Below are 14,053 nucleotides of genomic sequence, written 5' to 3'. Positions count from 1 at the left end.
CTCAGAAGCCACCTCCGATCATGGGGGCGGCGCCCAATTTGGCCAGGAAGGCCGCCACCAGGGGCTCGACGCCGGAATTGACCATATCCATCAGCAGGTGCGGGAACATGCCGCCCAGGACCAGAACGGAGCCGAGGACGAGCAACGGCACCAGTTCGGCGCCCTTCGCGTCCTGCAGGTGGTCAAATTCGGAGCGTCGCGGTCCGAAGAGCACATCGGCGATCATCCGCAAGGTATAGAGAGCGGTGATGATGATGCCGGAGATGGCGATGATAGCCAGGACCTTGTAGACAGAGAAGGAGCCGACAAAGATGGTGAACTCGGGGATGAAGGAGATCAGACCCGGCAGTCCGAGCGAGGCCATGCCCGCCATCATAAAGCCGATGGCCACCCGAGGCATCTGGTGGGCCAGACCGCCCATATCGGGGATCCAACGGGTGTGGGTTTTTTCGTAGAGATGGCCGATCATGGCGAAGAAGAGGGCCGACATGATGCCATGAGCGAACATGTTGGCGACGGCGCCGTTGATGCCGATGACGTTCAGCGCCGCCAGGCCGATCAGCACATAGCCCATGTGGCTCACTGAGGAGTAACCGACGACATACTTGAGGTCCTTCTGAGCCAAGGCGATCATCGCCGCATAGGCCACGTTGGCCACAGCCAGGAAAGCGATAACAGGTGCCCAGAACTTGGCCCCCACCGGCAAGGTCAAAAGACCAAGACGGATGAGACCGTAGCCGCCGATCTTCTTCAAGACACCGGCGTGGATCATGGAGACGGCAGTCGGTGCGCCGGCGTAGCCGTCGGGCGACCAGGAGTGGAAGGGGAACATGGAGAGCAACGACCCGAAACCGACGGCAAGCAAGAAGAAAGCGAAGATCTGGAAGGAGTCGCTGAAATTCGCCGTCGCCAGTTTTTCCATGAGGAAGGTGCGCTCACCAGCCGGGAAGGCGTTCAGGTAGATAGCGATGACGCCGACGAGCAGGAAGGCTGACCCGATGAGCAGGTAGATGGTCAGCTTCATACCTGCATACTCTTTGGTGACCCGCTTGCTGGAGCCCCAGATGATCACCATGATATAGATGGGGATGACCACCACTTCATAGAAGAGGAAGAAGATGAAGAGGTCGCGGCTGATGAAGGTGCCCATGACCCCGGCGATAAGCAGAAGCAGGAGGACAAAGAAGACTTTCGGCCGTTTTTCTTGGTTCCAGGAGGCGAAGATGGCGCTGAAGCCGATCAGGTTGGTGAGCAACAGCATGGGCAGCGAGAGGCCGTCGACGCCCATCGCGTAGGTGACGCCCAGTTCCCTCACCCAGACCACATCTTCCGTAAACTGCATACCCCCGAGGGCAAAGTCATAGGCGAAATAGGCGTACAAGGTGAGGATCAGAGACACAGCCATAGAAAAGGCGGCGATCCACTTGATCGACTTATGCTCATCCTGCGGAACGAACACCAGCACCAAGGCTCCGATGATCGGCGCCAACAGCGTGATGGTCAGCAAAGGGAAGCCCATCACTTTCCACCTCCGATCAAGGCCATGGCGGAGTGGTTCCCCATCAGGCCCATCATGACTGCCATCAGAACAACGGTGAAGAAGAAGATCATAGCGTAATGCTGCAACTGTCCAGTCTGGACGCGGCGCAAGCGGCGTCCTGCCCAGCCTGTGCCGTCAGCAAGGCCATCGATGAAACCATCGACGATGTGGATATCGACCCAATAGAGGAAACGGGCTGTGCCTGCCACAAGGGTCTTGTTGATGGCTTGATAGATCTCATCAATGAAAAATTTGCGATAGGACAAGGTGTAGAGGATGCCGGCGCGGCGAGCCAACTTCTCATTGTCAATCAGTTTAGCACCATAGATGGCCCAGGCGAGGCTGATGCCGGCGACGGCCAAGACGACGGAGCCACCCATGACTGACCAGTCGACTTCTGGATGGTGGTACTCGCCATAGCGCACCCAGTAGCCGAAGCCATGCTCCGTCCAGGGTGTTCCGACAAGACCGCCCACAATGGCCAAGACAGCCAGGACAGCCATAGGCAGAATCATGTTCCAAGGGGACTCATGGGGATGGTTTTTGGGATTTTCTTTGCCGAAGAAGGCCACAAAGACCATCCGCGACATGTAGAAAGCGGTCATAAAGGCGGTCAGCGACGCCAAGATGTAGAGATCCGTAAAGCCGTGCAGCTTTGTCATCAGCAGGATCTCATCCTTAGACCAGAAACCGGCAAAAGGCGGGATGCCGGCGATGGCCAGGGTGCCGATGACCATGAAGGCCGCTGTCCAAGGCATTTTCTTGCGCAGACCGCCCATCTCGAAGATGTCTGCTGTGCCGTGCAGGGCGTGCAGGGCAGAACCGGCGGCAAGGAACATGAGTGCCTTGAAGAAGGCATGGGTCATCAAGTGGAACATGGAGGCCGTCAGACTGCCAACGCCGAGGGCCATCATCATATAGCCCAACTGGGAGACTGTCGAATAGGCCAAGATTCGTTTCATCTCCCGCTGGGTCAAGGCGATGGAGGCGGCGAAGAAGGCTGTAAAGCCCCCGATATAGGCGACGAAGTGCTGCGCTTCAGGCGCCACTTGGAAGAGCGTGAATGCGCGAGCCACCAAGTAGACACCGGCGACGACCATCGTAGCAGCGTGAATCAGGGCGGACACAGGGGAAGGACCCTCCATGGCATCGGGCAACCAGACGTGGAGCGGAAACTGGCCAGATTTGCCAATGGGACCGATGAAAACGAGGATGCCGATGAGTGTGATCAGCGCCGGGTGGGCTAGGGCAAATGCCGGCAGCTTGTCCGCCAGTTCGGCAAATTCAAGGGTGCCGAAGTTGATCTGCAGGAACATGATCCCCAGGAGCAGGCCAAAATCGCCGATCCGAGTCGTCATAAAAGCCTTTTTGGCCGCTTCCCGCGCCGAATCTTTGAAGTAGTAATAGCCGATGAGCAGATAGGAACAGAGGCCGACCAATTCCCAGAAGATGAACATCTGCAGGAGGTTGGTGGCGATGACCAGACCGAGCATGGAGCAGGCGAAGAGGGACAGATAGGCGAAAAAACGCGTATAGCCCGGGTCGCCATGCATGTAGCCGGTCGAATAGATCATGACCATCGTCGCCACGAGGGTGACGACAAAGAGCATCATGGCCGAAATGGGGTCGATATACTGGCCCATGGTGATGCTCAAACCAGGCATGGAAAACCAGCGCACTTCTTTGATGAAGGGTTGTTCGATCAATTCCGGATGCTGCAAAATCCCCGCGACGACGCCCAGCGAAAGCAGAAAAGAAGCGCCGCAGAAGAGGATGGCCGTCGTGGATGCCGTTTTCTCCATGTTCTTGAAGGGGAAGGCGATCAGCACAAAGGCCACAAAGGGCAGCAGCGGAATCAGCCAGGCATTATTCAGACTAAACAGGGCAAAATCCATTCCTTTGCCACACCTACCTTACTTTCCGGTTGTCGCTGTTGCACTCGGCCTACCATTTGAGCCAATCGAGGTCATCCACGCTGGTGGTGGCGCGATCCCGGTAAATGCTGATCACAAGGGCCAGTCCTACGGCCACCTCAGCCGCTGCCACGACGATGACGAAGATGGAAAAGACCTGCCCTGTATAACTGGCCGGGGCGATGAACTTGTTAAAAGCGATAAGGTTGACGTTCACCGCGTTCAACATCAGTTCGATGCCCATCAACAAGGCGATGGCGTTCCTTTTAATAAAGACGGAGTAGAGGCCGAGGCAGAAGAGTGCTGTGCCGAGCAGCAGGAAATGGGTCAGTCCGATGGGAGCCACTAAAGCCATTGGGTTGGTCACGCTTCCTTCGCCCCCTTCGCAAGGATGATGGCGCCGATCAGGGCAACAGTCAGCAGGATGGCTGCCGCCTCAAAGGGCACAACGAAGTCCCCCAGTAGTTGCGTGGCGATCCCGTCGATGGCCGTCACCTGCGCCGGCGATGCATCGATGGGCATAAAGGGAGTGAAAGCGATCGCCCAGCCGCAGATGGCAAAGGTGAAGGCTGCGGTGAAAGCGCCCCAGACAACCCAGCGGTTGTTGGCGTTTGTTTCTTTCATGTGCGGACGGCGGGTCAACATGACGCCGAAAGCGATCAAGATGGCCACGGCGCCGCCATAAACGAGCACCTGCACAGCCGCCAAAAAGTCAGCGTTCAGGAGAACGTAAATTCCGGCGACACCGATGAAAGACGCTGCCAGCAACAGGGCCGAATGGACGATATCCTTGAGAAAGACCACCCCGGCGGCCGACAGGAGAGTCAGCGCGGCAAGGCCGTAAAAAGCCCCCGCATAAATCCATTCATTCATCATCGGCCCATCACCCCTTCTCCCCATCTGCCGGGGGTTCCTTGACCTCGGGCACATCATAGCCACGCCTACGGGCCAGCTCGATGCAATCGAAGACCAGGTCTTCCCGGGAATAACCTGAAAAGGCGAACTCGCCTGTCCAATCGATGCACTTCACCGGACAGGCATCGATACAGAGGTTGCAAAAGAGGCACAACCCGGCATCATGCACATAGGTGCTCAACTTGCGTTTGTTGTTTTCATCCCTGACACTCGTCAGCTTGATCGATCCGTTAGGACAGGCATTCTGGCAGATCCCGCAGGCGATGCACTTGCTCGTCTGCAGTTTCAGCGTGCCGCCCCTGAAACGATCGCCCAAGTCAGGCATCACATCGGGGTACTCTTCGGTCACTTTTTTGCGGAAGAACTCCTTGAGGGTGACCCACATCCCGGTGAGCAAACCTTTGCCTTGCATCCATTACCCTCCTATCGCCATGCGGTAGAGATAGATCCCCACCCCGGTGACCAGGATGTTCGCCAGCGACAGGGGAATCAAGACTTTCCAGCCGAAGGCCATCAGTTGGTCAACGCGGAAACGCGGGAAGGTCCAGCGGAACCACATGAAGAGGAAGATCATGAAATAGGTCTTCCCTGCGAACCAGGCCCAACCCGGAATAAAGGCCATCAGGTCGCCCAGTGCTCCCGGCAGGGGCAGCGGCTGCCAGCCCCCGAGAAAGAGAGTCGTGGCGATGGCCGATACGGCGACGAGGTTGGCATATTCGGCCAAAAAGAACATGGCCCAGCGCATGCCCGAGTATTCCGTGAAGGGACCGGCGATGATTTCCCCCTCGCACTCAACAAGGTCAAAGGGTGTCCGGTTGGTCTCCGCCGTCGCCGCGATCACATAGATCAGGAAGGCGACCGGTTGCAGGAAGACGAACCAGATGCGGTGCTGCGCCTCCACAATGGCGGACATCTGAAGAGAGCCGACCAGCATGATCACGCCGATGAGCGAAAAGATCAGGGGAACCTCATAACTGATCATCTGGGCCACAGAGCGCATGCCGCCGATCAGGGAGTACTTGTTGTTGGAACCCCAGCCGGCCATCAGAAAGGGCAGCGTCGACAAGGACGATATGGCGATAAAGTAGAAGATGCCGATGTTGAGGTCCACAGGAACCGCTTGATCGTCGAAAGGGATGACGGCATAAGCGCCGATGGCCGGGACGAACAGCAATACCGGACCCAAGGCCCAGACCCAGGGGTCGACCTTATGGGGCTTGTAGTCTTCCTTAACGAGCAGTTTCAGCGTGTCCGCCACCGTCTGCAAGAGACCCCAGGGACCTACCCGGTTGGGGCCGAGACGGGACTGCATGAAGGCGGCCACCTTCCGTTCCATTAGCACCAAGACAACGGCGTTGGTGAAGATAAAAATGATGACGCCCAGCAGCCCCGCACCGTACATGACGATATCGGTGAGGTCGTTACCCAGCAAGGGGCCGAGAAAGGACCGCAGGAAGCCGCTGATCGCCATAAAAATGTTTTGGTCAGTCATCTCATCGTCTCCCACCTTGCATCAACAGTCTACCTCACCCAGCACCGGATCCAGGGTGCCCAGGATGGCGACGACATCACCGATTTTAAAGCCGCGGCAGAGCTCGTCCAGGAGTTGGAGATTGATCATGGCGGCGCGGCGGGCATGCCAGCGATAGGGCTTTAGAGAACCGTCGCTGACGACGTAGAAGCCGATCTCGCCTTTGGCGTTCTCGATCCGGTGATAGACCTCGCCGACAGGCGGCTTGATCGCCTTGGGCATCTTGGCCATGATGGGACCCTCGGGCAGCTGATCGAGCGCCTGCTCGATGATCCTAGCCGACTGCTCCATCTCTTCCATCCGCACCATGAAGCGGTCCCAGTTGTCGCCTTTGGTCCCCAGGGGGACCTTGAAGTCGAAACGGTCATAGATCCCATAAGGATCAGCCTTGCGGACGTCATAATCGACGCCACTGGCCCTGAGCACCCCGCCGGTAGCCGACATGGCGATGGCTCGCTCGGCGCTGAGAGGCGCCACGCCCTTTAGCCGCATCTGAAAAATCTCGTTGCCGACGATCAGCTTATCGTAGGTCTCCATCATGCCTTTAAAGTCGGCGAGGAATTTCCGACACTGGGCCACCCAACCATCCGGCAGGTCCTGGGCGACGCCGCCAGGGCGGATGTAGTTGAAGGTCATCCGGGCGCCGCAAGCGCGGTTGAACAGCTCCAGAATGTGTTCCCGGTCGCGGATAAAAAAGACGAAGCCAGTCACGCCGCCGAGGTCCTGGACAAGGCTGCCGCAGCAGATCATGTGAGAGGCGATCCGGGACAATTCGCACATGATCACGCGGATGTATTCGGCTCGCTCGGGCACCTCGACGCCCATCAGCTTTTCCACAGCCTGAGAGATGCCCAGGTTGTTGCCCATGCCGGCCAGGTAGTCCATCCGGTCGGTGAAGGGGACCGTCTGGATATAGGTCCGGTTCTCGCAGATCTTCTCGATCCCGCGATGGAGATAGCCGATGACCGGCGTCGCTTTGACGACGACCTCGCCGTCCAATTCTAGAACGATCCGCAACACGCCGTGGGTCGATGGGTGCTGCGGCCCGAAGTTCAGTTCATAGGTTTGTGTTTGCAAAGGATCTCACCACCCTACGCTCTTGGTTGGAGCTTGAAATCTTTCCGCAAGGGATGTCCTTCAAACTCATCCGGCAGCAACAACCGCGCCATGTTGGGGTGTCCGGCGAAGGTAACCCCCATCAGGTCAAAAACCTCCCGCTCCATCCAGTCGGCGCCGGGCCAGATGCCAGTCACCGACGGAACCTGGGCCTCTTCCGCCGCGGTTCGCGTTTTCACACGCAAGTCCAACCGGTGTTTGAGCGAAAACAGTTGGTAGACGACTTCAAAGCCGGCATCCTTCCGGTCGACTGCTGTCAAGTCCGAAAGCATATCAAAAGCGAAGTCCGGTTCGCGGCGCAGTTTTTCCATCACCGCAAGCAGTTGTTCCTTAGGCACAACAACGGCACGGCTGACTCCTTCTCCAGTGACTTCAACTTCTGCCTGCAGCCGTGCCGCCAGTTCGTCCTGGCTAAACTGGTCCAAGAGATTACTTGCCATGCTTCAACCCCACTTTGGCCGGGTTTTGGATTTTCGCCTTCAACTTGAGGAAACCGTCGAGCAGAGCCTCAGGCCGCGGCGGGCAGCCCGGCACGTAGACATCGACGGGGATGACCTTATCCACGCCGGGTACGACGGCGTAGGAGTCGGCAAAAGGGCCGCCGGTGCAGGCGCAGGAGCCCATGGCGATGATCCACTTCGGCTCCGGCATCTGTTCGTAAACCCGTTGGATGGCCGGCGCCATCTTCCAGGTCAGGGTGCCGGCGATGATGATCAGGTCCGCTTGCCGGGGAGAAGGACGGAAGACCTCATAGCCAAAACGAGCCATGTCAAAACGGCTGGCACCAGTAGCCATCATCTCGATGGCGCAGCAGGCCAAACCGGAGGACAGGGGCCAGAGGGAATTGCCGCGCGCCCAGTTAAAGACCGCTTCTAAGCTGGTCATGATGATGTTTTTCTTGATCAGCTCATCAACCTGACCCTCGCTGAGGGTGTCGACGTTCTTGTCTATTTCCATTCCAACGCTCCTTCCTTCCAGGCATACCAGAAACCGACGACGAGAATGGTGATGAAGATGAACATCTCCACTATCGCAAAGGTCCCCAGTTGCTGGAACTTGACAGCCCAGGGATAGAGGAATACGGTCTCTACGTCAAAAGCCACAAAGACCAGCGCATAGAGAAAATAGTTGGACTTGAACTGAATCCAGGTGTCCCCGATGGTTTCCATGCCGCACTCATAAGGTTCACCCTTCACGAGGCTGTTTTTGCGGGTCTGCAACAACCGGGACACGGCAAAGGCGAGGAAGGGAATAATGAGACCAGCGGCGAGGAACAAACTGATGCCCAAGTACTCTTTCAACAATCTTGTTCCCTCCTTCCTTCGGGAATTCTATAGATAAACTGGTCAACTGAGAAGCGGAGTCCCAAAACGATATCATTCGACGCTTTGGGACAAATCCCTTCCAAAGAAGAAAAAATGGCAAAATCAATGCGCCTTAAACATAGCATTGACGTTCCCTGTACATATTAAAGCAAAAACTCGGTCCTGTCCATGTATACATAGAGGAAACCGAGTCGTTGGTAGAGATTTTCCTTTTCGCTGGATCATGGGATGACAATGACCTGACTTCTGACTTCGCTGGAATCAGTCCCGCCCCTTGCCCATGTCCTTATCGAGGCGATAGACGAAGGCGAGGACCTCCGCCACCATCCGATACAATTCGGGAGGAATTTCCACACCCAGATCGAGTTTGGATAACAATTGAACGAGCGTAGGATCCTCGTAGACAGGGATTTCTTTCTCTCGGGCGATCTCCAGGATCTTGCGAGCGAGGTGACCCTTGCCGGTGGCGATCACCTTCGGCGCCGCATCAGCGGAAGGGTCATAACGGAGAGCCACCGCCGCGTCTTCTGCTGACAGAGGCTTTTTTCCCGGTTCGTCCATCAGTGCCCCTCCTAGATGCGGATATTCAAACGGCCAAGTTCAGAGCTCATCGGGGCCTCCGCCGGCGCCGGGCGCAGATCCGCCGGCGGACCGACGCGCCAGTTCGCCCCGCCCAGGTGAAAACCCTGTTCAGCCAGCGCCTGCTGCAGTTCGGGCCAAGCAACCTGTCCGGCTTTCATGACGGCCGGATCGACCACCGTCACCCTGCTCTGGACCTCCTTGCGCCGCACCGCCAGCTCGATGGAGATAAAACCGAGGTGTTCCGTATCGAGGACGAGCGCCAAGCGAACATTTTCCGGATCAAGGGTGCGGTTTTTTCCGTCTTTATAGACACGGAGTTGGCCGTAACCCTCCTTTCCCCCGGCCAACCGGTAAGGGATCGTAAAGGACAGATAGTCATTATCGCCTTGAATCCCCTTGTCAAGGCCCTGCAACACCTGGTGACCAGCCAAACGTTCCTCGATCGCCACCCCCCGAGAAATCAGGTCAGCAGCGTCTACGCCCCGGCTGGTAAAAAAGGATTCCACCTCCCGGACAGCTCGGGCGATCTGCTGCGCCAGCGCTATTGTCCTGTCTCTGGCCGTTCCCTCCGCCATACCCTGGGCGGCTTTTTCCCCGCTCACCCGTTCTGCCGCCGGTCGGTCTGTCGCAATGTTGTCCCGAACAGAGGGCTCAACGGCCGCCCTGCCCGATCTCCCCGTCGCTCCGGCATCAGAAGACGCGCCTGCTTCTACAAAAGGATCGCCACCCCGGTTCATCGCACCGGGAGCAACGGCAACATCTAACCGATTGACGGGCGTTGAACGGGACTGACTGAGTCCGCCCCGTTCACCCCTAGAGACAAGCATTTGACTTTCCAAGAGGCGCGCCAACTTCCGGGCGAGCACCTCCGCCGGATCCTTAGATTCGGGCAGCGTCTTGACAAGCTCAGCCTCCAGCTTAAGCAGCCCTTCCGGCACATCTCCCCCTTGGGCTTTGATCACGGCCTTGGCCTCATTGAGCCAATCCTGCAGGCCTTGCAGCGGCTCGCCAGTAAAAGCCGATTGCAACAGGCGCAGCATTTCCCCTCCCATAGGAATCGCCGACTTGAGGGCAAAAGCGGCCGTCTGGGACGACTGTTCCCCCGTATTGCCGAGCAAGGCCATTGCCCGAGCCACCTGCTGAAAGTTCTCCCGCGTCAACCCCAGCATAGAAGCCGTGAGGGATCTCAAGATCATCCGATTCTGCGGCGTATCGTCCATACCGGCCTGCCTCAGCAGAGTCGCCGCCCGGTCTCCGGCAGCATCGCGGCTTTCCAGCGGCAGCAGCCGCGCCCTCACCTGCCCCTCACTATGACCCTGTACCTCCAACCGGATCGCCTCGCCGGGAGACAAAGGGTATGGCGATTGGAGCGTCAGCTTTTTTCCCTCTACATTCACCGCATAAGTGTCTTTGAGCAGCATCTCCAGCACCAGTCCATCGACAATGGCGCCGACCTTCCAGTTAACCCCTTCAGGCCTGTTTCGTTGCCCCCTGCCGAAAAGCAATGCCCGTCCCAGGATCTGGCTGATATCCACAGGTCAACCCCCCTCTGGTCGACGCAGGTGTACGAAAGTCTCCCGATGCAACAAACAGGTTCCCTGTTCCAGGATCGCCGAACGATGCGCCTGCGTGCCATAGCCTTTGTGCTGTTCAAAACCATAGCCGGGAAAAAACAGAGAATACCGCTTCATCAAACCATCGCGAACCACCTTGGCCAGGATCGATGCGGCCGCCACCGGCGCCGCCAAGGCGTCTCCATCGATCAACGCCTCTTGCGTCCCCTCATAACCGGGGACTTTTTGATTCCCGTCGACAATCAGGTAATCGGGCCTGTCACCCAATCGATCGATCGCCAGAGACATTGCCCGAAAGGTTGACGGAACAATGCCGATCCGGTCGATTACCTGTGACGATACGATACCGATCCCCCATGCCAAAGCCAAGCGCTTGATCTCCACTGCCAAAGCCTCTCGACGCGCTGGCGACAGTTTTTTGGAATCGTTCAATCCCTCCATCATACAGCCGAGCGGAAGGATCACCGCTGCAGCCACCACCGGACCGGCCAAAGAACCCCGACCGGCCTCGTCGACACCGGCAATCACGTGGAACCCCTTACGACGCAGCAGCGATTCCCGTTCTATCCATGATTCCTTCAATAAAAGACTGCTCTTAGCCACCATCATCCTCCGCTCTGTAGATCAGGTGGAAAGAGACACCATAGACTCCTGCGAATCCCGCCCATAGGTCCCTTTCCCGGCAGACACACTATTTCTGATATCGGCTATGGAACGGAGGGCGCCCTTTGAACAGCCTATTTCGCAGCTTGGCCCTGTTTCTCCTTTTCGGCATCATGGGATATCTATTCCTGCAACCGCTGTCGGTGGTGCCTGATGAACAGGTGCCGGCCCGTTTCGGAACCTCCTCCAAGGGCGCCACCGAAAAATACGGCTGGGGATTTGTTCGTTCCGAAAATGAAAATCCCCCTTATGTTCCAGAGTGGCAAAAAAAACAGCTGCAGGAATACGGCGCCGCCTACATGGGCGACAACAGCCGCAAGGCTGTCGCCATCACCTTCGACATGGGTTATGAACTGGAAGGCGCCACACCGCGCATTCTCGATACCCTGGCTGCCCACAACGCCAAGGCGACCTTTTTCCTGGCCGGACACTGGGTGAAGACACAGCCCGACCTGCTCCGGCGCATGATCGCCGAAGGCCATACGGTGGCCAATCACACCTGGAACCACCTCAGCCTGCCAGATATCTCTACAGAAAAGCTCACAGAAGAGATCCTATCGCTGCACAGGGACATCCAGCAGGCCTCCTGCACAGATTATCAGGCCAAATACCTGCGGCCTCCCAGAGGTGAGTACAGCCGCAAATCCTTGGAATCAACGAAAAACCTCGGTTATCGGACCATTTTCTGGAGCATCTCCTCAGTGGACTGGCTGCCATCGTCACGACCCCAGCAGGTTCATGAAGATGTAAGCAGCCAACTCCACCCCGGCGCCATCGTTCTGCTCCACGGCAACTCAAAAGCTGTCGTCGAAGCGATGGACCCCATCTTAAAAACCATTCGAGAACGGGGATATACAGTGGAGACGCTGGATCAGATACTCCCGCCGATGCCCGCCGACGCAACCGGTTCGAACGAATAAGCCAGGAACAACCGAATAGAGGAACCAAAAAAAATCGCCCTTCGCGAAGAGGGGCGCTGGTTGTATTCTTCCGGCTTATCCGACTGGCTTGTCCAGTGTGTGTCGTCCGAGCTTGCCGGAGCGAAAGTCGCTGAGCACATGAATCGCCGCCTTTTCGCGGTCCAATACCCCGCCGGAACCCAAGAATCCCCGGCGGCGCGCCACAGCGTCCAGCCATTCTACGTCGGCGATCTCGCCCATTTGAAAACCATACCGCTCTGCTACGGATTGCGGCGCCACGTCAGAGAGAAACTGAAGAATAAACTGAGCTACCTCTTGCACCTGGACGACGAGGTCACTGACGGCGCCTGTGGCCGATAGCTTGAAACCAACGAGAGGGTCTTCAAACTTAGGCCAGAGTATTCCCGGCGTATCAAGCAACTCCAATTTCTGACCGATGCGCACCCACTGGGGGCCGCGGGTCACACCGGGGCGATCGGCTGTCACCGTCCTGTGCCGACCGGCCAGGCGATTGATCAGCGACGATTTGCCCACATTGGGGATGCCGACCACCATGGCCCGAAAGGCGCGAGGCCGCATTCCCCGCTGCCGCCACCGTTGAATGAGGGGTTTTAGCGTCTGTTCGACAAGAGGCGCGATCGCCCGTACACCTTCTCCAGAAACGGCGTCGATGGACAGGGCCGGAATGGACTGCAAACGAAAATAGTCGATAAAACATCTCGTCGCCGCCGGTTCAGCCAAGTCGGCCTTATTCAGCAGAATGATGCGAGGCTTTTCTCCGAGTATCCGATCGATATCAGGGTTGCGGCTGCTGAGAGGGATCCGCGCGTCAACCAGTTCAAGCGCCAGATCGACCTTGGCCAGGTCTTCACCCACCTGACGCTGCGCCCGGGCCATATGGCCGGGAAACCATTGAATACCACTCAAAGTCACGTTCCTCCAAGCGTTCGGATCCGATCAAAAGGCCAGTAGAGAAAAACAGCCTGTCCGATCACATTGTCCCTCGGCACGAACCCCCATATCCGGCTGTCATCGGAGTGATTCCGGTTATCCCCCATGACAAAGAACTTACCTTCCGGCACAGTGACGGGGCCGTAATCGCTCATGCGCAGGTTCGGCGGCAGATAAGGTTCCGGGATTGGCCGATCATTGACGTACACCTGGTTGTTGCGAATCTTGACCGTTTCGCCTCCGACAGCGATGACCCGCTTGACAAAGTCACGGCTGGGATCGACAGGGTAGCGAAAGACGATGATCTGGCCGAGCGCCGGCTCGGAAAACCAGTAGTTGACCTTGCTGACAATGATCCTGTCCAACGGCTTTAAAGTCGGTTCCATCGAACCGGAGGGGATATAGAAGGGTTGAAAGAGGAAATAGCGGATCAGAAAGGCCAGCGCGACGGCCACCAGCACGGCTTCGGCGATCTCCCGAACAGCCGACTTCTGCGGTTTCGCTTCCTTTGACAGTGCAGACTCCTTCGGTTGCTGAATCTCTTCCACAGGAACATCCCTCCCGACTCCCATTTTATGCCAGTCAATCGATAGACAAAAGGGACTGGCTTCCCAGTCCCTGAACACCAGTCCTACCGTTTGTCTCGAATCCGAGCCGCTTTGCCGGAGAGGTCGCGCAGGTAGTACAACTTGGCCCGGCGCACGCGTCCGCGGCGAACAACCTCTATCTTGTCGAGGCGCGGGGAGTGAACGAGGAAGGTCCGCTCTACGGCAACACCGTAAGAGACGCGGCGAACGGTGAAGGTCTCACTGAGACCACCGCCGCGGCGCTTGATGACGATCCCTTCAAACAACTGGATCCGTTCCCGGTTTCCTTCCACAACCTTGACGTGCACCTTGACAGTGTCGCCCGGTTTGAAATCAGGGATATCCTTTCGCAGTTGCTCCGCTTCGATCTGGCGAATAATATCTTGCATCGATCTGTACCTCCTTCCGGCCCAGGCGTTCTTACCCCACCTTATCT

17 protein-coding genes are annotated in these 14,053 nt (G+C 57.4%); 1 reads left to right on the top strand and 16 read right to left on the bottom strand.

All coding sequences use genetic code 11. The annotated features are described in order from the left end of the window. Position 1: 1 nt before the first annotated feature. The 13 genes from HM1_RS09980 to HM1_RS09920 all read right to left on the bottom strand — a co-directional run bounded on the left by HM1_RS09980 (position 2) and on the right by HM1_RS09920 (position 11,099). Entirely contained in the window at positions 2 to 1,519 is a 1,518-nt protein-coding gene (locus HM1_RS09980; RefSeq protein ID WP_012283261.1) for a complex I subunit 4 family protein, read from the bottom strand. After that, positions 1,519 to 3,435: an NADH-quinone oxidoreductase subunit L gene (nuoL, locus tag HM1_RS09975; protein WP_012283260.1), complete on the bottom strand. Its 1,917-nt coding sequence runs from the start codon at positions 3,433 to 3,435 to the stop codon at positions 1,519 to 1,521. Before nuoL ends, HM1_RS09980 begins: the two co-directional genes overlap by 1 nt. 49 nt (positions 3,436 to 3,484) lie before the next feature. Beyond that, the gene (gene nuoK / locus HM1_RS09970) at positions 3,485 to 3,808 is read right to left on the bottom strand and encodes an NADH-quinone oxidoreductase subunit NuoK (protein ID WP_041313706.1); all 324 of its coding nucleotides are present in this window, start codon (positions 3,806 to 3,808) and stop codon (positions 3,485 to 3,487) included. Positions 3,809 to 3,816: 8 nt separating this feature from the next. After that, the gene (locus tag HM1_RS09965) at positions 3,817 to 4,329 is read right to left on the bottom strand and encodes an NADH-quinone oxidoreductase subunit J family protein (RefSeq protein ID WP_012283258.1); all 513 of its coding nucleotides are present in this window, start codon (positions 4,327 to 4,329) and stop codon (positions 3,817 to 3,819) included. Positions 4,330 to 4,336: 7 nt separating this feature from the next. Beyond that, positions 4,337 to 4,780, bottom strand: a complete 444-nt coding sequence (locus HM1_RS09960; protein WP_012283257.1) for a NuoI/complex I 23 kDa subunit family protein — start codon at positions 4,778 to 4,780, stop codon at positions 4,337 to 4,339. A gap of 3 nt (positions 4,781 to 4,783) precedes the next feature. Further along, positions 4,784 to 5,860 (bottom strand): NADH-quinone oxidoreductase subunit NuoH, encoded by a 1,077-nt coding sequence (gene nuoH, locus HM1_RS09955; protein WP_012283256.1) that lies wholly within the window; start codon positions 5,858 to 5,860, stop codon positions 4,784 to 4,786. A 21-nt stretch (positions 5,861 to 5,881) separates the two neighbouring features. Then, on the bottom strand, positions 5,882 to 6,976 hold the full coding sequence (locus HM1_RS09950; protein WP_012283255.1) for an NADH-quinone oxidoreductase subunit D: 1,095 nt from the start codon (positions 6,974 to 6,976) through the stop codon (positions 5,882 to 5,884). A 14-nt stretch (positions 6,977 to 6,990) separates the two neighbouring features. Then, the gene (locus tag HM1_RS09945) at positions 6,991 to 7,455 is read right to left on the bottom strand and encodes an NADH-quinone oxidoreductase subunit C (RefSeq protein ID WP_064504631.1); all 465 of its coding nucleotides are present in this window, start codon (positions 7,453 to 7,455) and stop codon (positions 6,991 to 6,993) included. Then, positions 7,445 to 7,972, bottom strand: a complete 528-nt coding sequence (locus HM1_RS09940; RefSeq protein WP_012283253.1) for an NADH-quinone oxidoreductase subunit B — start codon at positions 7,970 to 7,972, stop codon at positions 7,445 to 7,447. The genes HM1_RS09945 and HM1_RS09940 overlap by 11 nt, the downstream gene beginning before the upstream one ends. Further along, positions 7,963 to 8,319, bottom strand: coding sequence for an NADH-quinone oxidoreductase subunit A (locus HM1_RS09935; protein WP_012283252.1), 357 nt, complete (start codon positions 8,317 to 8,319; stop codon positions 7,963 to 7,965). The genes HM1_RS09940 and HM1_RS09935 overlap by 10 nt, the downstream gene beginning before the upstream one ends. 282 nt (positions 8,320 to 8,601) lie before the next feature. Beyond that, positions 8,602 to 8,901, bottom strand: coding sequence for an EscU/YscU/HrcU family type III secretion system export apparatus switch protein (locus HM1_RS09930; protein ID WP_012283250.1), 300 nt, complete (start codon positions 8,899 to 8,901; stop codon positions 8,602 to 8,604). 11 nt (positions 8,902 to 8,912) lie between these two features. Beyond that, on the bottom strand, positions 8,913 to 10,457 hold the full coding sequence (gene fliK / locus HM1_RS09925; protein WP_012283249.1) for a flagellar hook-length control protein FliK: 1,545 nt from the start codon (positions 10,455 to 10,457) through the stop codon (positions 8,913 to 8,915). 3 nt (positions 10,458 to 10,460) lie between these two features. Then, positions 10,461 to 11,099: a ribonuclease HII gene (locus HM1_RS09920; protein ID WP_236995012.1), complete on the bottom strand. Its 639-nt coding sequence runs from the start codon at positions 11,097 to 11,099 to the stop codon at positions 10,461 to 10,463. 125 nt (positions 11,100 to 11,224) lie between these two features. Here HM1_RS09920 and HM1_RS09915 point away from each other — a divergent pair, with 125 nt between their 5' ends. Continuing rightward, the gene (locus HM1_RS09915) at positions 11,225 to 12,079 is read left to right on the top strand and encodes a polysaccharide deacetylase family protein (RefSeq protein WP_049754107.1); all 855 of its coding nucleotides are present in this window, start codon (positions 11,225 to 11,227) and stop codon (positions 12,077 to 12,079) included. Between the two features lie 75 nt (positions 12,080 to 12,154). On the opposite strand, the gene ylqF is transcribed toward HM1_RS09915, so the two are convergent. The 3 genes from ylqF to rplS form a co-directional block, all read right to left on the bottom strand. Continuing rightward, complete coding sequence (gene ylqF / locus HM1_RS09910) at positions 12,155 to 13,012, bottom strand: ribosome biogenesis GTPase YlqF (protein ID WP_041313704.1); 858 nt, start codon at positions 13,010 to 13,012, stop codon at positions 12,155 to 12,157. Next, positions 13,009 to 13,578 carry a signal peptidase I gene (gene lepB / locus HM1_RS09905; RefSeq protein WP_012283245.1) on the bottom strand — a complete coding sequence of 190 codons (570 nt, stop codon included), beginning with the start codon at positions 13,576 to 13,578 and terminating at the stop codon, positions 13,009 to 13,011. The genes ylqF and lepB overlap by 4 nt, the downstream gene beginning before the upstream one ends. Before the next feature lie 83 nt (positions 13,579 to 13,661). Continuing rightward, positions 13,662 to 14,006: a 50S ribosomal protein L19 gene (gene rplS, locus HM1_RS09900; RefSeq protein ID WP_012283244.1), complete on the bottom strand. Its 345-nt coding sequence runs from the start codon at positions 14,004 to 14,006 to the stop codon at positions 13,662 to 13,664. Between the last annotated feature and the right edge of the window lie 47 nt (positions 14,007 to 14,053).

Origin of the sequence: Heliomicrobium modesticaldum Ice1 (assembly GCF_000019165.1) — a bacterium.
Taxonomy (GTDB): Bacteria; Bacillota; Desulfitobacteriia; order Heliobacteriales; family Heliobacteriaceae; genus Heliomicrobium; species Heliomicrobium modesticaldum.
The sequence above is the reverse complement of the archived record's forward strand: the minus strand, read 5'-3'. Positions and strand labels throughout refer to the sequence as shown.

What these genes read in the sequence shown, in the direction of transcription:
- HM1_RS09960 (WP_012283257.1), bottom strand. Translation starts at nt 4,780, where the DNA reads ATGCAAGGCAAAGGTTTGCTCACCGGGATGTGGGTCACCCTCAAGGAG.
- nuoH (WP_012283256.1), bottom strand. Translation starts at nt 5,860, where the DNA reads ATGACTGACCAAAACATTTTTATGGCGATCAGCGGCTTCCTGCGGTCC.
- rplS (WP_012283244.1), bottom strand. Translation starts at nt 14,006, where the DNA reads ATGCAAGATATTATTCGCCAGATCGAAGCGGAGCAACTGCGAAAGGAT.
- HM1_RS09980 (WP_012283261.1), bottom strand. Translation starts at nt 1,519, where the DNA reads ATGGGCTTCCCTTTGCTGACCATCACGCTGTTGGCGCCGATCATCGGA.
- HM1_RS09930 (WP_012283250.1), bottom strand. Translation starts at nt 8,901, where the DNA reads ATGGACGAACCGGGAAAAAAGCCTCTGTCAGCAGAAGACGCGGCGGTG.
- HM1_RS09945 (WP_064504631.1), bottom strand. Translation starts at nt 7,455, where the DNA reads ATGGCAAGTAATCTCTTGGACCAGTTTAGCCAGGACGAACTGGCGGCA.
- nuoL (WP_012283260.1), bottom strand. Translation starts at nt 3,435, where the DNA reads ATGGATTTTGCCCTGTTTAGTCTGAATAATGCCTGGCTGATTCCGCTG.
- HM1_RS09940 (WP_012283253.1), bottom strand. Translation starts at nt 7,972, where the DNA reads ATGGAAATAGACAAGAACGTCGACACCCTCAGCGAGGGTCAGGTTGAT.
- HM1_RS09965 (WP_012283258.1), bottom strand. Translation starts at nt 4,329, where the DNA reads ATGATGAATGAATGGATTTATGCGGGGGCTTTTTACGGCCTTGCCGCG.
- nuoK (WP_041313706.1), bottom strand. Translation starts at nt 3,808, where the DNA reads ATGGCTTTAGTGGCTCCCATCGGACTGACCCATTTCCTGCTGCTCGGC.